Raw genomic sequence first — 18,814 nt, 5'->3', positions numbered from 1 at the left:
TGCTCGCGCTGCTGCGCTGGCGTGGCTGAGAGCGCTGGGGCTCAAGATCAAGTCTCACAAGACCTATGCATCATTGATTGCCTGGTCAGCGTGGCGCGCGAGTCGGTCACAGAACGTCACGTCCCGGCGTAGGCCGGGGCCCGTCGACGGAGGCCCTAGCGGGCATCAAGGACATGTTCATGTCCGGGGGCGAGAACGTCTCCTTGACCCTGCTGGCCGCTAGTCGTCGTATCGACGACATGCGTTCGGTGCGGCCCGTCGCCCTCAAGATCATTTCCAATGCATAGGTGCGAGGAGCGGTGGCGGTGGTAGCGGTCAGGCAGAGGGCCGGTGCGGCCAGACGAACCGGGCCTCGAACCAGGTGCGTCCGGTCTCGGCGTTGCGCATGATCGCGACCTCGTAGTCGTCGACGGCGAGGGCGTGCAGGGCTGCCGTGGGGTCAGCACTCCGGCCCTTCTTCGTGAACCTGATCCGGCGGCGGCCGTCGGACAACGGGCTCATCCGTTGCACTAGCTCGTCGATTCGCTCGCGGGCGACGTCCTGGTCCATCAATCAGGTCCTCCTCTCCGGGTAGGACACCCGGCCGCCGGGCGTCGGTGAGGCGGGTCGGTAGCCACCACTCGACGCCGAGGTCGTCGAGCCAAGCTCGGGCGGCGTCGACGCCGTGGCGCTCAGTGACGTCGAGCAGCTCGGCGCGCGCGGGACTCGACGATCTTCCACGAGTGCGAGGGCAGGACCGCAACGTTCTCGCCCTCCAACTCAACGGCGACGATCTCCTCGTCGGTCTGCTCCTCGTCAAGGTCGACGACGTCGCAGCGCAGGTCGTGGTCACGCTGGGACCAGGTGAGCTGACGGCGTCCGCGGATCAGCTCCTCGTACTCGCGGAGCAGGTGGCGGGCGTGCAGGTCGGCGAGCTGCACGACCTGGCCGGTGTCGGGGTTCTCCATCCGGCGGCCCACGGTGGCGTCGTGCATCAGCTCGTAGATCGAGCGGGAGGTGCCGCGCGCGGCCTTGGTCGAGCCCATCACGGCCTCGGAGGCCAGGCCCTTGCAGAGGTAGCGGGCCCAGGCTCCGGAAGTCTCGGAAAGGCCGGCGGATCCGAGGTCGACGCGCTGGACGTCGAGACCGTGCTCCAGGGTCGGGGCGGGCATCCCGGCCCGCACCAGACCGGCCGACCAACGGGCGAACCAGCTCCCGGTCATGGCGTCGACGGCGTCGTCGGACATGGTCTGCTCAACGACGATCAGGGCGTGCACGTGGACGTGCCAGCCGTTGTCCATCGAGCGGGTGACCTCCAAAGCGCGGACCCATCCCCGCAGGCCAGCGGCGTAGTCGCGCTGGGCGGCGCGGCCCCCGGTGACCGCTCCCCACCCCTTGGTCAGCGCGGCCAAGCACTCGGCCAGGGAGTGCTCGCGGTGGTGGCGCATCGTGAGGGTGACCAGCAGCGGGACCCCGCCGGTGCCGACGTGGTGGCCCAGGACCTTCCCGACCTCCTCCGAGCGCTTGGCCGCGATCTTGACCGAGCACTCGGGGCACATCCAGACCGAGCCGCAGGACCAGAGCCCGGAGAACCCGGCGACCCGGCCGGTGGCGCCGGTCGAGCCCTGGGCCGGGGTACCGGTGGCGTCGGTGACCCGCAAGACGACCGAGCCGTCCGGGCGGCCGCCGGGGAGCCCGCAGCTCGCGGTCCGGCCCTGCGCGACCTGCCGCAACCCCTTGCGGATCGCCCACCGCTCAGCCCGGCGATCACTGCGCCGGTCCTGCACCGCGATCGGGTCCGTGCGGTCGAGCTTGGGCAGGGTCTCACGGAGGGTGAGCCAGCTCTGCACCTCACGCCGGACCTGGTCGTGGCCGTCCTGACCTGCAGCGGAAGAGTTGTTCGTGAAAGTGCCAAGGGCCTCGCTGCGCTCGGCCGCCGGGCCCGCGCTTGCGCCTCCGGCGCCGCGCGGCCCGGCTCCGGCTGCAGCAGGGGCCAGGGCATCGCCACGGGCACCTCTGAGCGCGCCGGAGACGGCCGATCGGGCGTCGTGTGTGTGTCGGCGTGGTGCACCGTCCGGTGCCCGTACCGTGGCGATCAGCCACAGCGGAAGACCTCTCCTTTGCAGGGACATCGACTCGGTCCGCCGCTGGTGCAGAGCCCTGGGCGTTCGCGCGCCTGGGGCTCTCGGCTTTCCTGGGGTCCGACAGTGGCCCCGGCGGGCCCCGATCAGGGGCGACACGCCGGGAGCGGTCGGGTCGATCTGCACAAGGGCCTCGCTGCGCTCGGCCGCCGGGCCCGCGCTTGCGCCTCCGGCGCCGCGCGGCCCGGCTCCGGCTGCAGCAGGGGCCAGGGCATCGCCACGGGCACCTCTGAGCGCGCCGGAGACGGCCGATCGGGCGTCGTGTGTGTGTCGGCGTGGTGCACCGTCTCCGGTGCCCGTACCGTGGCGATCAGCCACAGCGGAAGACCTCTCCTTTGCAGGGACATCGACTCGGTCCGCCGCTGGTGCAGAGCCCTGGGCGTTCGCGCGCCTGGGGCTCTCGGCTTTCCTGGGGTCCGACAGTGGCCCCCGGCGGGCCCCGATCAGGGGCGACACGCCGGGAGCGGTCGGGTCGATCTGCACGAGCTCAGGCCGCGATCGCGACGGGGCCGCTCTGGTCCGGCGGGCATGCCGCCCTGACCGCGGCGACGTACTCGGGGTATCCGCCCAGGTAGGGGGCCCGGAAGCGGGTCAGCTCCTCGCCGGGGGCCGACAGCAGGGCGACGCCGGGGCAGGCGACGGTGTGCTGGTCGGCCAGCTCGGCCGGAGCGCCGGGGTGCAGCAGCTCGACCGACGCCCGGTTGTCGGTGCGGAAGGAGATCCGCAGCGAGCACATGGCGCGCTCGAACGCCCCGACGATCGCGGCCTCGGCGCGCTGCACGATCAGCACCAGCCGGTAACCGGCCTTCGCTCCCTCGGCGAGCAGACGCCCGATCAGGGCGCGGATGCGCTTGCCGATCGGGTCCTTGGTCGTCGACGCGGCGTCGGCGACCCGGTAGAGCGCGGCCAGCTCCTCGAGGACGACGACCCGCAGCGGCTGGGCCGGGGTGATCTCGACGGTGTCACGGTCGGCAGGCATCGAGGAGATCCGGGCGTCCATGTCCTCGACCAGGGCCAGCAGGAGCGCTTCGTGGGCGGCCAGGTCGTCGACGCCGGAGACCTGCCACGCGGCGTGCCGGATCCCGGCGAACGGGCGCCAGAGCAGCCCGGTGGGGTCGCTGCCGCAGAGGGTGACCAGCGGGTCGGCGGCGAGCTGGGACAGCAGCCCGTAGGTGAAGACCGACTTCCCGGAGCGGGTGACGCCTTGAACGATGGTGTGGGCGACGTCGGCCCAGGACTGCACGAGATCCCGGGCGGTCTCGTCGCGGCCGAGCAGGACCCGGCCCGGGGCGGCGGGCAGGGGCAGACCCACGGTGCCGTCGAGCGGGTCGGCGCCGAGCAGCTCGATGCGGGCGTGGATCTGCCCGAGGGCGGTGACCCGCAGGGCGACGGCGCCCAGGTGCGGGGCGATGCGCAGCGCGACCCGGCGCAGGTCGCCGAGCAGCTGACCCGGGAGCAGCTGCACCGTCAGCACGACCGGCGGCCCGAGCACGACGTCGACGAGGCGGGGCACGGTCACGGTGGGGCCGGTGACGGTGTCGACCCGGGTGCACAGCCCGGCGCCCTCACAGGCCTGCCGCCAGGCCCACCACAGGGCGTCGACCTCTCGCTCGTCGAGAGCCCGCTCCTGCCGCGCGGTCCAGAATCCCATTTCTCTCCCCATTTCTAGCGATTGTTTTTTGGCGCAGCACGAATGCGGCCCCGCATTCCGAAATGGTCGGGAATGCGGGGTCGACGTCTCTTTCTCTACTTGGCCGGGCGGATCAGGCCGCGTCGCCCTGCGCCTTGCCCGGGCGCGGAGCGGCCTGACCGCGGATCCCGTCCGCGGACCAGCGCGGCGGGGTGAGCTGCCCGGTCTTGCGCTGCACGTAGCCCGGGGTCATCACCAGCCCCTCGAAGTGCAGCGGCTGCCCGAAACCACCGACCGCAGGCTGGTCGTGGGAAGCGACCAGGATCTCGACCACGGCCGTCTTGTCCCGCTCGTCGGCCTGGTCGGCCGGGGTGATCGCCTCGACCCGCCACAAGCCACGACCGTGCTCGTCGACCTCCTGGCGACCCTGCGGGTCGGGGCGCCGCGAGCCGTCGGACAGCTCCACCCACTTCGCCACCGGAATCACGGTGCCGGTGCTGATCAGGGTCACGCGGTCGGTATCGATCGGGTAGCTGCGCATCGTCGTCTCCTGGTGTCTGCGGCCCCGGTACTTAGGTGCCTATGCAGGTCAAGGTAACAGGTGCCTAGGCACCTACGCAACACCGGAGTCCAGGACGGAGAACCGCAGGTCAGAAGCTCAGAGGTTCGTGCTGCTCTCGCTGGTAACGATCACCGGCGCCTCCGGGTAGCAGTAGGTGCCCACCTCGATCGGCCAGCCGCCTTCGACCTGGATCGTGTCGACGATCCGCAGGAGCGGCTCACCCTCACCCACCCGCAGGGACTCGGCTTCCGGAGCGGTCGCGCGGACGATCCCCACAACGTGGTGGTGCCCCGTGAGATCCCGGCCCAGCCTCTCGGCGATGTAGGCCGGCGACCCCTCCGGGATCGAGTCGTCGTCGAGCAGCCGGGCGGTGACGTCGACCTGCTGGTCAAGGAGGGCGGGCAGGAACCATGAGGTCGCGACGGTGTACGGCTGATCGTCCCGGTAGATCACGCGCCGCCGGTAGACAAGCTGGGACGCGACCGTGGCGTCAAGGCAGGCGAGAACGATCTCTGGTGCATCGCTCCCCGGCGCCGTTCCGACGGTGCGTTCGCTGCGCTCGTTAGGCAGGTAGATGGGGCCACCGCTGAGCATCCGGCGCCACATCGCATCCGGGGTGACACCGGTGGTCGAGGACCCGGAGGCGACGATCAGACCAATACCGGGCTCAGTGTAGGCCAGGCCGGTGTTTCGGAGTTGCGCCGCAACCTTGTTAGCCGTTGCCCGGCTAACTCCCAATCCTCCTGAATCTGAACTCCGGTCGGGAGCCTGTCACCCGGAGACAGTTCACCCCTGGCGATTCTCTCCGAAATCGACCGGGCGATCTGCATATAAGGGGCCTCGGCCCGGGCCAACTTGTGGACTGCCATTTCGAGTGTTCCTTCCACTTCTCTCTACTACAGGGTGCCTATGGCTACATGATACCTAGGTACCAACGCAACAGCAGCCTCCCGACGACCAGCGCGCGGTGCACCTCCGCTCCCGCGGTCCGCTGGAAGGGGGGGTCCGCTATTGGACCCCGCCCCTGACCTGCGAGAACGACCTACGCCGGGGCGTCGAACTCGTAGTCGTAGATGTGCCGGTCAGCCGCCGCGACCGAGTCGAAGTACTCGACGACCTTGCCGTCCTGGTCGATGGCGTGGTGGGCCAGGACCACGACTGGAGCTCCTAGTGGGAGGTCCAGCGCGATCGCCTCCTCTTGCGTCGCGAGGCGCGCCCGCAGCCGCTCGCGGTAGCGGACGATCTCGTGGCCGTTGGCCTCCAATAGGCCGTAGATGCCGCCGGGAGCCGTCTGACCGGCGGAGTAGCCGATCTGCCGGTCGACGCTGGCCGGGATGTAGGAGTCCGCGAGCTGGGTCGGGACACCACCAACCCACATCCGCCGGCGCTTGACGACCGCCTCGTCCTCGCCGATGACCTTCGCGACCTCAGAAGAGACCGTCACCGTCTCGACCGGGGACAGTTCCTCGGAGCGCCACTCCAGGCCCAGAGCCTCGGCCTCAGCGGCAAGAGCGCCCTTGCCCTGAGCACGAGCCTCCCGCGAGAACCGGCTGTTCCGGACGGCGATGACCGGCGGCACCTCGCGAACGAACACGCCCTTGCCCTGGCGGGACTCGGTCAGGCCCTCCTGCACCAGGATCGCCAGACCCCGGCGGATGGTCGGACGAGTAGCCGAGGCAAGCTCCTCGATCAGCTCGGACTCGCTGGGGAGCTTGCTGCCTGGTCCATAGGTGCCCTCGGTGATCCGGCCCCGCAGGATATCGGCCACCTGCTGGTAGAGCGGCGTGGACGCCTTCGGGTTCAGCACCATCGATGCCACCTCCTAACTTGTCTGCTTATGTACACAAGCATACCGCTAAACGGGATATTCCCTAGTAGGCGGGGCCCTAACCCCATGCCTCCGGCGGCCACTGCGTGGTGCGCCTCAGCTCCCGCAGTCCCGAGGAGCCTGCGGCCGAGCAGGTGGGCGGGGTGGCTGGGGCGGCTCCGGCTGGCCCTGCGCTCACGTCGGCCCCGGAGGCAGCACGGCCGCCGCAGGACCCGCAAGCCTGGGCAGCTCGACCGCCGGTCGAGCCGAGATGTTGCGGGCCCCACGACGGCCAGGCGCAAGCGCGCCGACGTGACCGCAGACCCAACCTCCGAGGACACCACCTGTCTGGCGACAGGCTAGACGGGTGTGTCGTCGTATCAACGACATCAACGGTTGGCCGTCAAGACGGCAAGACGGTTCGACGGCAATGTCGTTGTTAGGTTGACATGACGTGACGGCGCTGTCGTCGTATAATTTACATATGGACACGGGGAAGGCGATTGACCGGCTGCGAGAGGTTTTTCCACGAGGCGAGATCGAGCACAGCGACACTATCGCGAAAGTCGCATCCGAATATCTTGATGCATTTTATATTCGCATCAAAGATGACGAAGAATACGATTTCAGCGAGGGTGAGCCTGCCGCTCTTTTCGCTATGTGTGAATCGCTGCGTAGTGCTGCCGATAGATACGAGCGGGATTTGCTGCGCACCCTGAAATGGGGGGCAGAAGGTATGACCTGGGAGCAGGTCGCCGAGGCGGTCGACGGGCAGCTCGGCGGCCGGCAGGCGATGCAGAAGCGGTGGACCCGACTCACGGCCGCGACCAGGCGGACGACGACCGGGGACATGCGACGGGGTGCCGCACAGACGTCACACCGTCATGACGGTAACGTCGACGATACGACGACAACGACGGAGTGGTCATGAGACTCACCGTGGGACACCTCAAGGGCGGCCCGGGAAGACGACGACGGCCGTGCACCTGGCGCTCGGGCTGGCCCGGTCCGGGCGGACGCTGCTCGTCGACGCCGACCCGGACCAAGACGGTGCGTTGGCCTGGTCGCAGCTCGCCAAGGATTGGCCAGCGGATCGGTGCATCGTCATCGAGGCAGCCGACCGGCACCTGGCCCGCCAGCTCCGACCAATGCTCGACGACTACACCCACGTGATCCTCGACGCCGGGCCGAAGAACCCGAACCTGTTGCGGCAGGCCCTCACGCTGTCCGAGCACCTGATCGTGCCGCGGGGCCGGGGCGGACCTGGCAGCGATCGAGCAGGTCTTCGAGCTCGCGGCCGAGGCAGACTCTCTGTCCCCGCTGACCGCGTCGCTGCTGCTGGTCGACGTCGACAGCCGGTGGAGGTCCGGGAGCGAGGCGCGGACGTGGGCCGAGGGCGAGGACATCCCGACGATGACCGCGCAGGTGCGCCACCTCGTGGAGTTCGCGGTGGCCCGGGGGACCGCACCCGAGCAGTTGGGCGACTACGAGCTGGTGCTCGACGAACTGATCAAGGAGACCTCGTGATGGCGGAGCGGAAGCGGGCCGGGGCCCGCCGGAGTCTCGCGGCAGCCGCCGGGGCGACCCGTCGTCGATCCGACGACAGCGCCGGTGGTGCGGTGGAACACCCGCAGCACTCGGACCAGATCACGATGCCGGAGCCTGCGGCGGTGACCGAGCCGGTACTGACCCCGCCGGAGCCCCGTCCGGTGCCCCCGGCGAAGCGGGCCGGGTCGAAGTACACGGCGATGCTCGACGACGACGTCGTGGACGCGTTCGAACAGGTGACCCGGATCGCGCGGCGGCGACTCGGGCGGCACGTCGACAAGATCGAGGTGCTGTCCGCGCTGCTGCTGCTCGCCGCCGATGACGCCAGCCTGCGCGATCAGGTGGTCGGAACGATCGGCGCGCGACCCCGGTGACCGAGCTGATCACCGACCGGTTCCCGCCGCCCTGGACCCACAGCGTGCAACACCTCGACGGCGTCCCGGTCCACCACCTGACCGACGCCGACGACGCGACGATCTACCGGGGGCCGGACGGCGACCGGGTGATCGTCTTCTGCCAGCACGCCAACGCCGAGACCGGCATCAGCCCGGTCTAACGAGCTTCCCCCGAGAGGATCGCCACTGCCTGCGCGAACGGGGTCAACGCCCGCCGCCGGGTGCCACCTCGACGGCGTTGAAGGACCAGAAGCCGCGCCAGATAGGCCACGGTGTGCTCCCCGATCGGGAGGACAGCGGTGTAGGTGACAGGATCAGACATGCAGGACCTCGGTGACGGTGTCGATCTGTGCTGGACCGACCGATCTACCGGGGTCCTGCCCCGTTCCCGCTCATCTCACCGCCCTCGGCGTGTCGCCACAACCTCCCACCCCGCTACTGAGAACACCTCAGTGAGCGGGAAAGCCTCGGCTCCGCAACAGCGCGACAGTCCAGTCACGTCCCAGACATCGGGACGCTGTAGTGGCTTGGATCACGAGGGCACTCCCACGACGGAACCCCCTCCACCATGCGCGGCATCAACGGATGCGGATGCCGCGGGCAAGTAGGACGAGGAACCCCGCACTCCAACTCCAGAACACGATCTTGAATCTGCTCGGCAGTCGCCACACACGCCACCTCGTGAGCAACCGAAGTCGTGAAGTGCACCGCGACACTCTCAGCAACAAACGCGCCGCTGACATCCCTACCCGAGTCGATCTCAACTGCAAGGTCCGTCCCCATTTCAAGGCCCGGGCGCGGCGACGACACCGGAGACGGCGACGCCACAAAAACACCACGCACTTCCCAGCCCAACGCGGTCAGCCCCAAGTCTCGAAGAACTCCTTCCGCTAGCCGCCGCGCCCGAGCCTCAACACCCGCCGCAACTTCTAAGACCTGATCTTCCTCGTCGTCAAAAACAATCCACGACCGAAAAGAAGGCCCCTGCTCCTCATTCATCAACGTCAACCGTAAAGAACCAGCGAATACTAGCTTTGCAGTACCACCACCGCCCAGATTGTGGCGATACGTGAAGAGATCCTGATAGTCAAGGACGTCGTTCACAAACACCGGATTCATCGAACCGTGAAAAATATAGTCCGCCGACTCTACATGACTAGAGTTACTCGGCCTCTTTCGCGCCGTTCTGCCACCACTGCAGACCCCTTTCTGTCACCGGTCCAACAACTGTCGACTTCACCGCCGGAGACAGTCTATATCCCCACGCAACCACTCCGTGCGACGGCAGACACGTGAACTGAAGCGACAGAACCCCATTCCGATCTGATCGGTCAAACCCTCTATGGCAGCCCAGGGTTTCAACTCGCTGATAATCTTGAGCCTCGAAAGAAGTAACACTCGTGAAGCGAGAACGGATCTTCTCTGCTTCACTCTGCGGCAACGGCCTATCAAACTCGAGCACAAGATGAGCAAGCCCATCAGGCGAACCTACCTCAACCCGATCCACTTCCCCCGAATCCTGCGCCATTGCAGCAGAAGAAACACTCAATAACAAAAACATCGCCATCCCTGCAGCAAAAATCACCTTCGCTACGGGCAAGACCATTCGTTGTCCAGATTTTCCAATCATCACCAGCTGAGTGAAACATCTCGCTCGCCCGACCCTCAAGAGCCACCACTCGACGGCCCGGACCACCGCCCGGCCGCCACCGGCGGCCACCCAGACCGCACCCCCGACTGAAGATCATCAGTGGATGCATAGGGGCTGGCGGTCCTGGTGGTTGTTGCTGGTGGTTGTTGACCGTGGATCCGGTCAACAACGCCGTGCCGCCGCTGCTGCGCTGGCGTGGCTGAGAGCGCTGGGGCCAAGATCAAGTCTCACAAGACCTATGCATCATTGATTGCCTGGTCAGCGTGGCGCGCGGGTCGGTCACAGAACGTCACGTCCCGGCGTAGGCCGGGCCCGTCGACGGAGGCCCTAGCGGGCATCAAGGGACATGTTCATGTCCGGGGGCGAGAACGTCTCCTTGACCCTGCTGGCCGCTAGTCGTCGTATCGACGACATGCGTTCGGTGCGGCCCGTCGCCCTCAAGATCATTCCAATGCATAGGTGCGAGGAGCGGGCGGTGGTAGCGGTCAGGCAGAGGGCCGGTGCGGCCAGACGAACCGGGCCTCGAACCAGGTGCGTCCGGTCTCGGCGTTGCGCATGATCGCGACCTCGTAGTCGTCGACGGCGAGGGCGTGCAGGGCTGCCGTGGGGTCAGCACTCCGGCCCTTCTTCGTGAACCTGATCCGGCGGCGGCCGTCGGACAACGGGCTCATCCGTTGCACTAGCTCGTCGATTCGCTCGCGGGCGACGTCCTGGTCCATCAGGTCAATCCTCTCCGGGTAGGACACCCGGCCGCCGGGCGTCGGTGAGCGGGTCGGTAGCCACCACTCGACGCCGAGGTCGTCGAGCCAAGCTCGGGCGGCGTCGACGCCGTGGCGCTCAGTGACGTCGAGCAGCTCGGCCGCGCGGGACTCGACGATCTTCCACGAGTGCGAGGGCAGGACCGCAACGTTCTCGCCCTCCAAACTCAACGGCGACGATCTCCTCGTCGGTCTGCTCCTCGTCAAGGTCGACGACGTCGCAGCGCAGGTCGTGGTCACGCTGGGACCAGGTGAGCTGACGGCGTCCGCGGATCAGCTCCTCGTACTCGCGGAGCAGGTGGCGGGCGTGCAGGTCGGCCGAGCTGCACGACCTGGCCGGTGTCGGGGTTCTCCATCCGGCGGCCCACGGTGGCGTCGTGCATCAGCTCGTAGATCGAGCGGGAGGTGCCGCGCGCGGCCTTGGTCGAGCCCATCACGGCCTCGGAGGCCAGGCCCTTGCAGAGGTAGCGGGCCCAGGCTCCGGAAGTCTCGGAAAGGCCGGCGGATCCGAGGTCGACGCGCTGGACGTCGAGACCGTGCTCCAGGGTCGGGGCGGGCATCCCGGCCCGCACCAGACCGGCCGACCAACGGGCGAACCAGCTCCCGGTCATGCGTCGACGGCGTCGTCGGACATGGTCTGCTCAACGACGATCAGGGCGTGCACGTGGACGTGCCAGCCGTTGTCCATCGAGCGGTGACCTCCAAAGCGCGGACCCATCCCCGCAGGCCAGCGGCGTAGTCGCGCTGGGCGGCGCGGCCCCCGGTGACCGCTCCCCACCCCTTGGTCAGCGCGGCCAAGCACTCGGCCAGGGAGTGCTCGCGGTGGTGGCGCATCGTGAGGGTGACCAGCAGCGGGACCCCGCCGGTGCCGACGTGGTGGCCCAGGACCTTCCCGACCTCCTCCGAGCGCTTGGCCGCGATCTTGACCGAGCACTCGGGCACATCCAGACCGAGCCGCAGGACCAGAGCCCGGAGAACCCGGCGACCCGGCCGGTGGCGCCGGTCGAGCCCTGGGCCGGGGTACCGGTGGCGTCGGTGACCCGCAAGACGACCGAGCCGTCCGGGCGGCCGCCGGGGAGCCCGCAGCTCGCGGTCCGGCCCTGCGCGACCTGCCGCAACCCCTTGCGGATCGCCCACCGCTCAGCCGGCGATCACTGCGCCGGTCCTGCACCGCGATCGGGTCCGTGCGGTCGAGCTTGGGCAGGGTCTCACGGAGGGTGAGCCAGCTCTGCACCTCACGCCGGACCTGGTCGTGGCCGTCCGACCTGCAGCGGAAGAGTTGTTCGTGAAAGTGCCAAGGGGCCTCGCTGCGCTCGGCCGCCGGGCCCGCGCTTGCGCCTCCGGCGCCGCGCGGCCCGGCTCCGGCTGCAGCAGGGCCAGGGCATCGCCACGGGCCACCTCTGAGCGCGCCGGAGACGGCCGATCGGGCGTCGTGTGTGTGTCGGCGTGGTGCACCGTCTCCGGTGCCCGTACCGTGGCGATCAGCCACAGCGGAAGACCTCTCCTTTGCAGGGACATCGACTCGGTCCGCCGCTGGTGCAGAGCCCTGGGCGTTCGCGCGCCTGGGGCTCTCGGCTTTCCTGGGGTCCGACAGTGGCCCCCGGCGGGCCCCGATCAGGGGCGACACGCCGGGAGCGGTCGGGTCGATCTGCACAAGGGCCTCGCTGCGCTCGGCCGCCGGGCCCGCGCTTGCGCCTCCGGCGCCGCGCGGCCCGGCTCCGGCTGCAGCAGGGGCCAGGGCATCGCCACGGGCACCTCTGAGCGCGCCGGAGACGGCCGATCGGGCGTCGTGTGTGTGTCGGCGTGGTGCACCGTCTCCGGTGCCCGTACCGTGGCGATCAGCCACAGCGGAAGACCTCTCCTTTGCAGGGACATCGACTCGGTCCGCCGCTGGTGCAGAGCCCTGGGCGTTCGCGCGCCTGGGGCTCTCGGCTTTCCTGGGGTCCGACAGTGGCCCCCGGCGGGCCCCGATCAGGGGCGACACGCCGGGAGCGGTCGGGTCGATCTGCACGAGCTCAGGCCGCGATCGCGACGGGGCCGCTCTGGTCCGGCGGGCATGCCGCCCTGACCGCGGCGACGTACTCGGGGTATCCGCCCAGGTAGGGGGCCCGGAAGCGGGTCAGCTCCTCGCCGGGGGCCGACAGCAGGGCGACGCCGGGGCAGGCGACGGTGTGCTGGTCGGCCAGCTCGGCCGGAGCGCCGGGGTGCAGCAGCTCGACCGACGCCCGGTTGTCGGTGCGGAAGGAGATCCGCAGCGAGCACATGGCGCGCTCGAACGCCCCGACGATCGCGGCCTCGGCGCGCTGCACGATCAGCACCAGCCGGTAACCGGCCTTCGCTCCCTCGGCGAGCAGACGCCCGATCAGGGCGCGGATGCGCTTGCCGATCGGGTCCTTGGTCGTCGACGCGGCGTCGGCGACCCGGTAGAGCGCGGCCAGCTCCTCGAGGACGACGACCCGCAGCGGCTGGGCCGGGGTGATCTCGACGGTGTCACGGTCGGCAGGCATCGAGGAGATCCGGGCGTCCATGTCCTCGACCAGGGCCAGCAGGAGCGCTTCGTGGGCGGCCAGGTCGTCGACGCCGGAGACCTGCCACGCGGCGTGCCGGATCCCGGCGAACGGGCGCCAGAGCAGCCCGGTGGGGTCGCTGCCGCAGAGGGGTGACCAGCGGGTCGGCGGCGAGCTGGGACAGCAGCCCGTAGGTGAAGACCGACTTCCCGGAGCGGGTGACGCCTTGAACGATGGTGTGGGCGACGTCGTCGGCCCAGGACTGCACGAGATCCCGGGCGGTCTCGTCGCGGCCGAGCAGGACCCGGCCCGGGGCGGCGGGCAGGGGCAGACCCACGGTGCCGTCGAGCGGGTCGGCGCCGAGCAGCTCGATGCGGGCGTGGATCTGCCCGAGGGCGGTGACCCGCAGGGCGACGGCGCCCAGGTGCGGGGCGATGCGCAGCGCGACCCGGCGCAGGTCGCCGAGCAGCTGACCCGGGAGCAGCTGCACCGTCAGCACGACCGGCGGCCCGAGCACGACGTCGACGAGGCGGGGCACGGTCACGGTGGGGCCGGTGACGGTGTCGACCCGGGTGCACAGCCCGGCGCCCTCACAGGCCTGCCGCCAGGCCCACCACAGGGCGTCGACCTCTCGCTCGTCGAGAGCCCGCTCCTGCCGCGCGGTCCAGAATCCCATTTCTCTCCCCATTTCTAGCGATTGTTTTTTGGCGCAGCACGAATGCGGCCCCGCATTCCGAAATGGTCGGGAATGCGGGGTCGACGTCTCTTTCTCTACTTGGCCGGGCGGATCAGGCCGCGTCGCCCTGCGCCTTGCCCGGGCGCGGAGCGGCCTGACCGCGGATCCCGTCCGCGGACCAGCGCGGCGGGGTGAGCTGCCCGGTCTTGCGCTGCACGTAGCCCGGGGTCATCACCAGCCCCTCGAAGTGCAGCGGCTGCCCGAACCACCGACCGCAGGCTGGTCGTGGGAAGCGACCAGGATCTCGACCACGGCCGTCTTGTCCCGCTCGTCGGCCTGGTCGGCCGGGGTGATCGCCTCGACCCGCCACAAGCCACGACCGTGCTCGTCGACCTCCTGGCGACCCTGCGGGTCGGGGCGCCGCGAGCCGTCGGACAGCTCCACCCACTTCGCCACCGGAATCACGGTGCCGGTGCTGATCAGGGTCACGCGGTCGGTATCGATCGGGTAGCTGCGCATCGTCGTCTCCTGGTGTCTGCGGCCCCGGTACTTAGGTGCCTATGCAGGTCAAGGTAACAGGTGCCTAGGCACCTACGCAACACCGGAGTCCAGGACGGAGAACCGCAGGTCAGAAGCTCAGAGGTTCGTGCTGCTCTCGCTGGTAACGATCACCGGCGCCTCCGGGTAGCAGTAGGTGCCCACCTCGATCGGCCAGCCGCCTTCGACCTGGATCGTGTCGACGATCCGCAGGAGCGGCTCACCCTCACCCACCCGCAGGGACTCGGCTTCCGGAGCGGTCGCGCGGACGATCCCCACAACGTGGTGGTGCCCCGTGAGATCCCGGCCCAGCCTCTCGGCGATGTAGGCCGGCGACCCCTCCGGGATCGAGTCGTCGTCGAGCAGCCGGGCGGTGACGTCGACCTGCTGGTCAAGGAGGGCGGGCAGGAACCATGAGGTCGCGACGGTGTACGGCTGATCGTCCCGGTAGATCACGCGCCGCCGGTAGACAAGCTGGGACGCGACCGTGGCGTCAAGGCAGGCGAGAACGATCTCTGGTGCATCGCTCCCCGGCGCCGTTCCGACGGTGCGTTCGCTGCGCTCGTTAGGCAGGTAGATGGGGCCACCGCTGAGCATCCGGCGCCACATCGCATCCGGGGTGACACCGGTGGTCGAGGACCCGGAGGCGACGATCAGACCAATACCGGGCTCAGTGTAGGCCAGGCCGGTGTTTCGGAGTTGCGCCGCAACCTTGTTAGCCGTTGCCCGGCTAACTCCCCAATCCTCCTGAATCTGAACTCCGGTCGGGAGCCTGTCACCCGGAGACAGTTCACCCCTGGCGATTCTCTCCGAAATCGACCGGGCGATCTGCATATAAGGGGCCTCGGCCCGGGCCAACTTGTGGACTGCCATTTCGAGTGTTCCTTCCACTTCTCTCTACTACAGGGTGCCTATGGCTACATGATACCTAGGTACCAACGCAACAGCAGCCTCCCGACGACCAGCGCGCGGTGCACCTCCGCTCCCGCGGTCCGCTGGAAGGGCGGGGTCCGCTATTGGACCCCGCCCCTGACCTGCGAGAACGACCTACGCCGGGGCGTCGAACTCGTAGTCGTAGATGTGCCGGTCAGCCGCCGCGACCGAGTCGAAGTACTCGACGACCTTGCCGTCCTGGTCGATGGCGTGGTGGGCCAGGACCACGACTGGAGCTCCTAGTGGGAGGTCCAGCGCGATCGCCTCCTCTTGCGTCGCGAGGCGCGCCCGCAGCCGCTCGCGGTAGCGGACGATCTCGTGGCCGTTGGCCTCCAATAGGCCGTAGATGCCGCCGGGAGCCGTCTGACCGGCGGAGTAGCCGATCTGCCGGTCGACGCTGGCCGGGATGTAGGAGTCCGCGAGCTGGGTCGGGACACCACCAACCCACATCCGCCGGCGCTTGACGACCGCCTCGTCCTCGCCGATGACCTTCGCGACCTCAGAAGAGACCGTCACCGTCTCGACCGGGGACAGTTCCTCGGAGCGCCACTCCAGGCCCAGAGCCTCGGCCTCAGCGGCAAGAGCGCCCTTGCCCTGAGCACGAGCCTCCCGCGAGAACCGGCTGTTCCGGACGGCGATGACCGGCGGCACCTCGCGAACGAACACGCCCTTGCCCTGGCGGGACTCGGTCAGGCCCTCCTGCACCAGGATCGCCAGACCCCGGCGGATGGTCGGACGAGTAGCCGAGGCAAGCTCCTCGATCAGCTCGGACTCGCTGGGGAGCTTGCTGCCTGGTCCATAGGTGCCCTCGGTGATCCGGCCCCGCAGGATATCGGCCACCTGCTGGTAGAGCGGCGTGGACGCCTTCGGGTTCAGCACCATCGATGCCACCTCCTAACTTGTCTGCTTATGTACACAAGCATACCGCTAAACGGGATATTCCCTAGTAGGCGGGGCCCTAACCCCATGCCTCCGGCGGCCACTGCGTGGTGCGCCTCAGCTCCCGCAGTCCCGAGGAGCCTGCGGCCGAGCAGGTGGGCGGGGTGGCTGGGGCGGCTCCGGCTGGCCCTGCGCTCACGTCGGCCCCGGAGGGCAGCACGGCCGCCGCAGGACCCGCAAGCCTGGGCAGCTCGACCGCCGGTCGAGCCGAGATGTTGCGGGCCCCACGACGGCCGTGCAGGCGCAAGCGCGCCGACGTGACCGCAGACCCAACCTCCGAGGACACCACCTGTCTGGCGACAGGCTAGACGGGTGTGTCGTCGTATCAACGACATCAACGGTTGGCCGTCAAGACGGCAAGACGGTTCGACGGCAATGTCGTTGTTAGGTTGACATGACGTGACGGCGCTGTCGTCGTATAATTTACATATGGACACGGGGAAGGCGATTGACCGGCTGCGAGAGGTTTTTCCACGAGGCGAGATCGAGCACAGCGACACTATCGCGAAAGTCGCATCCGAATATCTTGATGCATTTTATATTCGCATCAAAGATGACGAAGAATACGATTTCAGCGAGGGTGAGCCTGCCGCTCTTTTCGCTATGTGTGAATCGCTGCGTAGTGCTGCCGATAGATACGAGCGGGATTTGCTGCGCACCCTGAAATGGGGGGCAGAAGGTATGACCTGGGAGCAGGTCGCCGAGGCGGTCGACGGGCAGCTCGGCGGCCGGCAGGCGATGCAGAAGCGGTGGACCCGACTCACGGCCGCGACCAGGCGGACGACGACCGGGGACATGCGACGGGGTGCCGCACAGACGTCACACCGTCATGACGGTAACGTCGACGATACGACGACAACGACGGAGTGGTCATGAGACTCACCGTGGGACACCTCAAGGGCGGCACCGGGAAGACGACGACGGCCGTGCACCTGGCGCTCGGGCTGGCCCGGTCCGGGCGGACGCTGCTCGTCGACGCCGACCCGGACCAAGACGGTGCGTTGGCCTGGTCGCAGCTCGCCAAGGATTGGCCAGCGGATCGGTGCATCGTCATCGAGGCAGCCGACCGGCACCTGGCCCGCCAGCTCCGACCAATGCTCGACGACTACACCCACGTGATCCTCGACGCCGGGCCGAAGAACCCGAACCTGTTGCGGCAGGCCCTCACGCTGTCCGAGCACCTGATCGTGCCGGTGCGGCCGACCGGGGCGGACCTGGCAGCGATCGAGCAGGTCTTCGAGCTCGCGGCCGAGGCAGACTCTCTGTCCCCGCTGACCGCGTCGCTGCTGCTGGTCGACGTCGACAGCCGGTGGAGGTCCGGGAGCGAGGCGCGGACGTGGGCCGAGGGCGAGGACATCCCGACGATGACCGCGCAGGTGCGCCACCTCGTGGAGTTCGCGGTGGCCCGGGGGACCGCACCCGAGCAGTTGGGCGACTACGAGCTGGTGCTCGACGAACTGATCAAGGAGACCTCGTGATGGCGGAGCGGAAGCGGGCCGGGGCCCGCCGGAGTCTCGCGGCAGCCGCCGGGGCGACCCGTCGTCGATCCGACGACAGCGCCGGTGGTGCGGTGGAACACCCGCAGCACTCGGACCAGATCACGATGCCGGAGCCTGCGGCGGTGACCGAGCCGGTACTGACCCCGCCGGAGCCCCGTCCGGTGCCCCCGGCGAAGCGGGCCGGGTCGAAGTACACGGCGATGCTCGACGACGACGTCGTGGACGCGTTCGAACAGGTGACCCGGATCGCGCGGCGGCGACTCGGGCGGCACGTCGACAAGATCGAGGTGCTGTCCGCGCTGCTGCTGCTCGCCGCCGATGACGCCAGCCTGCGCGATCAGGTGGTCGGAACGATCGGCGCGCGACCCCGGTGACCGAGCTGATCACCGACCGGTTCCCGCCGCCCTGGACCCACAGCGTGCAACACCTCGACGGCGTCCCGGTCCACCACCTGACCGACGCCGACGACGCGACGATCTACCGGGGGCCGGACGGCGACCGGGTGATCGTCTTCTGCCAGCACGCCAACGCCGAGACCGGCATCAGCCCGGTCTAACGAGCTTCCCCCGAGAGGATCGCCACTGCCTGCGCGAACGGGGTCAACGCCCGCCGCCGGGTGCCACCTCGACGGCGTTGAAGGACCAGAAGCCGCGCCAGATAGGCCACGGTGTGCTCCCCGATCGGGAGGACAGCGGTGTAGGTGACAGGATCAGACATGCAGGACCTCGGTGACGGTGTCGATCTGTGCTGGACCGACCCGATCTACCGGGGTCCTGCCCCGTTCCCGCTCATCTCACCGCCCTCGGCGTGTCGCCACAACCTCCCACCCCGCTACTGAGAACACCTCAGTGAGCGGGAAAGCCTCGGCTCCGCAACAGCGCGACAGTCCAGTCACGTCCCAGACATCGGGACGCTGTAGTGGCTTGGATCACGAGGGCACTCCCACGACGGAACCCCCTCCACCATGCGCGGCATCAACGGATGCGGATGCCGCGGGCAAGTAGGACGAGGAACCCCGCACTCCAACTCCAGAACACGATCTTGAATCTGCTCGGCAGTCGCCACACACGCCACCTCGTGAGCAACCGAAGTCGTGAAGTGCACCGCGACACTCTCAGCAACAAACGCGCCGCTGACATCCCTACCCGAGTCGATCTCAACTGCAAGGTCCGTCCCCATTTCAAGGCCCGGGCGCGGCGACGACACCGGAGACGGCGACGCCACAAAAACACCACGCACTTCCCAGCCCAAC

The 18,814-nt window shown here is 68.7% G+C and carries 22 protein-coding genes; 7 read left to right on the top strand and 15 right to left on the bottom strand.

Annotated elements, in window-relative coordinates:
- Window positions 1–315: 315 nt before the first annotated feature.
- The 6 genes from Ae717Ps2_RS31735 to Ae717Ps2_RS31710 form a co-directional block, all read right to left on the bottom strand.
- Window positions 316–549, bottom strand: coding sequence for a hypothetical protein (locus Ae717Ps2_RS31735; RefSeq protein ID WP_075334670.1), 234 nt, complete (start codon window positions 547–549; stop codon window positions 316–318).
- Window positions 550–671: 122 nt separating this feature from the next.
- A complete protein-coding gene (locus Ae717Ps2_RS31730) occupies window positions 672–1,829 on the bottom strand; it encodes a protein rep (protein WP_075334685.1) in 1,158 nt (385 codons plus the stop codon).
- Window positions 1,830–2,607: 778 nt separating this feature from the next.
- Window positions 2,608–3,771 carry an FtsK/SpoIIIE domain-containing protein gene (locus tag Ae717Ps2_RS31725; RefSeq protein WP_075334684.1) on the bottom strand — a complete coding sequence of 388 codons (1,164 nt, stop codon included), beginning with the start codon at window positions 3,769–3,771 and terminating at the stop codon, window positions 2,608–2,610.
- Window positions 3,772–3,883: 112 nt separating this feature from the next.
- Complete coding sequence (locus tag Ae717Ps2_RS31720) at window positions 3,884–4,291, bottom strand: hypothetical protein (RefSeq protein ID WP_075334656.1); 408 nt, start codon at window positions 4,289–4,291, stop codon at window positions 3,884–3,886.
- Between the two features lie 117 nt (window positions 4,292–4,408).
- Window positions 4,409–5,050 (bottom strand): UTRA domain-containing protein, encoded by a 642-nt coding sequence (locus tag Ae717Ps2_RS31715; RefSeq protein ID WP_304442464.1) that lies wholly within the window; start codon window positions 5,048–5,050, stop codon window positions 4,409–4,411.
- A 304-nt stretch (window positions 5,051–5,354) separates the two neighbouring features.
- Window positions 5,355–6,122, bottom strand: a complete 768-nt coding sequence (locus Ae717Ps2_RS31710) for a GntR family transcriptional regulator (protein ID WP_075334674.1) — start codon at window positions 6,120–6,122, stop codon at window positions 5,355–5,357.
- 451 nt (window positions 6,123–6,573) lie between these two features.
- Between Ae717Ps2_RS31710 and Ae717Ps2_RS31705 the strand changes: the two genes are divergently transcribed.
- The 3 genes from Ae717Ps2_RS31705 (at window position 6,574) to Ae717Ps2_RS31695 (ending at window position 8,223) form a co-directional block, all read left to right on the top strand.
- Entirely contained in the window at window positions 6,574–7,050 is a 477-nt protein-coding gene (locus Ae717Ps2_RS31705; protein ID WP_143510773.1) for a hypothetical protein, read from the top strand.
- 595 nt (window positions 7,051–7,645) lie between these two features.
- Window positions 7,646–8,041 (top strand): hypothetical protein, encoded by a 396-nt coding sequence (locus tag Ae717Ps2_RS31700; protein ID WP_075334672.1) that lies wholly within the window; start codon window positions 7,646–7,648, stop codon window positions 8,039–8,041.
- The gene (locus Ae717Ps2_RS31695; RefSeq protein WP_075334671.1) at window positions 8,038–8,223 is read left to right on the top strand and encodes a hypothetical protein; all 186 of its coding nucleotides are present in this window, start codon (window positions 8,038–8,040) and stop codon (window positions 8,221–8,223) included. Before Ae717Ps2_RS31700 ends, Ae717Ps2_RS31695 begins: the two co-directional genes overlap by 4 nt.
- A gap of 334 nt (window positions 8,224–8,557) precedes the next feature.
- On the opposite strand, the gene Ae717Ps2_RS36795 is transcribed toward Ae717Ps2_RS31695, so the two are convergent.
- From Ae717Ps2_RS36795 to Ae717Ps2_RS31655, 9 genes are all read right to left on the bottom strand, one after another.
- Window positions 8,558–9,172 (bottom strand): hypothetical protein, encoded by a 615-nt coding sequence (locus tag Ae717Ps2_RS36795; RefSeq protein ID WP_143510777.1) that lies wholly within the window; start codon window positions 9,170–9,172, stop codon window positions 8,558–8,560.
- Window positions 9,173–10,198: 1,026 nt separating this feature from the next.
- A complete protein-coding gene (locus Ae717Ps2_RS31690) occupies window positions 10,199–10,642 on the bottom strand; it encodes a hypothetical protein (RefSeq protein ID WP_143510775.1) in 444 nt (147 codons plus the stop codon).
- Between the two features lie 65 nt (window positions 10,643–10,707).
- Window positions 10,708–11,082 carry a hypothetical protein gene (locus tag Ae717Ps2_RS31685; RefSeq protein WP_075334681.1) on the bottom strand — a complete coding sequence of 125 codons (375 nt, stop codon included), beginning with the start codon at window positions 11,080–11,082 and terminating at the stop codon, window positions 10,708–10,710.
- A gap of 40 nt (window positions 11,083–11,122) precedes the next feature.
- Complete coding sequence (locus Ae717Ps2_RS31680) at window positions 11,123–11,413, bottom strand: hypothetical protein (protein WP_075334680.1); 291 nt, start codon at window positions 11,411–11,413, stop codon at window positions 11,123–11,125.
- A gap of 1,073 nt (window positions 11,414–12,486) precedes the next feature.
- Window positions 12,487–12,999, bottom strand: a complete 513-nt coding sequence (locus Ae717Ps2_RS31675) for a hypothetical protein (protein WP_075334668.1) — start codon at window positions 12,997–12,999, stop codon at window positions 12,487–12,489.
- Window positions 12,962–13,654, bottom strand: a complete 693-nt coding sequence (locus Ae717Ps2_RS31670) for a hypothetical protein (RefSeq protein WP_075334679.1) — start codon at window positions 13,652–13,654, stop codon at window positions 12,962–12,964. The genes Ae717Ps2_RS31675 and Ae717Ps2_RS31670 overlap by 38 nt, the downstream gene beginning before the upstream one ends.
- Before the next feature lie 231 nt (window positions 13,655–13,885).
- Window positions 13,886–14,173: a hypothetical protein gene (locus Ae717Ps2_RS31665; protein ID WP_075334678.1), complete on the bottom strand. Its 288-nt coding sequence runs from the start codon at window positions 14,171–14,173 to the stop codon at window positions 13,886–13,888.
- 117 nt (window positions 14,174–14,290) lie between these two features.
- Complete coding sequence (locus Ae717Ps2_RS31660; RefSeq protein ID WP_075334675.1) at window positions 14,291–15,064, bottom strand: GntR family transcriptional regulator; 774 nt, start codon at window positions 15,062–15,064, stop codon at window positions 14,291–14,293.
- A 174-nt stretch (window positions 15,065–15,238) separates the two neighbouring features.
- Window positions 15,239–16,006, bottom strand: a complete 768-nt coding sequence (locus Ae717Ps2_RS31655; protein ID WP_075334674.1) for a GntR family transcriptional regulator — start codon at window positions 16,004–16,006, stop codon at window positions 15,239–15,241.
- Window positions 16,007–16,462: 456 nt separating this feature from the next.
- On the opposite strand from Ae717Ps2_RS31655, the gene Ae717Ps2_RS31650 reads away from it, so the two are divergent.
- From Ae717Ps2_RS31650 to Ae717Ps2_RS31635, 4 genes are read left to right on the top strand one after another with little or no spacing between them, the layout of a single operon-like run.
- A complete protein-coding gene (locus Ae717Ps2_RS31650) occupies window positions 16,463–16,939 on the top strand; it encodes a hypothetical protein (protein WP_143510773.1) in 477 nt (158 codons plus the stop codon).
- Window positions 16,936–17,541 (top strand): ParA family protein, encoded by a 606-nt coding sequence (locus Ae717Ps2_RS31645; protein ID WP_075334686.1) that lies wholly within the window; start codon window positions 16,936–16,938, stop codon window positions 17,539–17,541. The genes Ae717Ps2_RS31650 and Ae717Ps2_RS31645 overlap by 4 nt, the downstream gene beginning before the upstream one ends.
- The gene (locus Ae717Ps2_RS31640) at window positions 17,541–17,936 is read left to right on the top strand and encodes a hypothetical protein (protein ID WP_075334672.1); all 396 of its coding nucleotides are present in this window, start codon (window positions 17,541–17,543) and stop codon (window positions 17,934–17,936) included. The genes Ae717Ps2_RS31645 and Ae717Ps2_RS31640 overlap by 1 nt, the downstream gene beginning before the upstream one ends.
- Window positions 17,933–18,118 carry a hypothetical protein gene (locus tag Ae717Ps2_RS31635; RefSeq protein WP_075334671.1) on the top strand — a complete coding sequence of 62 codons (186 nt, stop codon included), beginning with the start codon at window positions 17,933–17,935 and terminating at the stop codon, window positions 18,116–18,118. Before Ae717Ps2_RS31640 ends, Ae717Ps2_RS31635 begins: the two co-directional genes overlap by 4 nt.
- Window positions 18,119–18,814: the final 696 nt, after the last annotated feature.

Source organism: Pseudonocardia sp. Ae717_Ps2, from assembly GCF_001932475.1.
Classification (GTDB): domain Bacteria; phylum Actinomycetota; class Actinomycetes; order Mycobacteriales; family Pseudonocardiaceae; genus Pseudonocardia.
This window is presented reverse-complemented; position numbering and strand designations above follow the sequence as displayed.

What these genes read in the sequence shown, in the direction of transcription:
- Ae717Ps2_RS31640 (WP_075334672.1), top strand. Translation starts at nt 17,541, where the DNA reads ATGGCGGAGCGGAAGCGGGCCGGGGCCCGCCGGAGTCTCGCGGCAGCC.
- Ae717Ps2_RS31675 (WP_075334668.1), bottom strand. Translation starts at nt 12,999, where the DNA reads ATGGACGCCCGGATCTCCTCGATGCCTGCCGACCGTGACACCGTCGAG.
- Ae717Ps2_RS31720 (WP_075334656.1), bottom strand. Translation starts at nt 4,291, where the DNA reads ATGCGCAGCTACCCGATCGATACCGACCGCGTGACCCTGATCAGCACC.
- Ae717Ps2_RS31655 (WP_075334674.1), bottom strand. Translation starts at nt 16,006, where the DNA reads ATGGTGCTGAACCCGAAGGCGTCCACGCCGCTCTACCAGCAGGTGGCC.
- Ae717Ps2_RS31685 (WP_075334681.1), bottom strand. Translation starts at nt 11,082, where the DNA reads ATGACCGGGAGCTGGTTCGCCCGTTGGTCGGCCGGTCTGGTGCGGGCC.
- Ae717Ps2_RS31735 (WP_075334670.1), bottom strand. Translation starts at nt 549, where the DNA reads ATGGACCAGGACGTCGCCCGCGAGCGAATCGACGAGCTAGTGCAACGG.
- Ae717Ps2_RS31725 (WP_075334684.1), bottom strand. Translation starts at nt 3,771, where the DNA reads ATGGGATTCTGGACCGCGCGGCAGGAGCGGGCTCTCGACGAGCGAGAG.
- Ae717Ps2_RS31670 (WP_075334679.1), bottom strand. Translation starts at nt 13,654, where the DNA reads ATGGGATTCTGGACCGCGCGGCAGGAGCGGGCTCTCGACGAGCGAGAG.
- Ae717Ps2_RS31710 (WP_075334674.1), bottom strand. Translation starts at nt 6,122, where the DNA reads ATGGTGCTGAACCCGAAGGCGTCCACGCCGCTCTACCAGCAGGTGGCC.
- Ae717Ps2_RS31665 (WP_075334678.1), bottom strand. Translation starts at nt 14,173, where the DNA reads ATGCGCAGCTACCCGATCGATACCGACCGCGTGACCCTGATCAGCACC.
- Ae717Ps2_RS31700 (WP_075334672.1), top strand. Translation starts at nt 7,646, where the DNA reads ATGGCGGAGCGGAAGCGGGCCGGGGCCCGCCGGAGTCTCGCGGCAGCC.
- Ae717Ps2_RS31660 (WP_075334675.1), bottom strand. Translation starts at nt 15,064, where the DNA reads ATGGCAGTCCACAAGTTGGCCCGGGCCGAGGCCCCTTATATGCAGATC.
- Ae717Ps2_RS31645 (WP_075334686.1), top strand. Translation starts at nt 16,936, where the DNA reads ATGAGACTCACCGTGGGACACCTCAAGGGCGGCACCGGGAAGACGACG.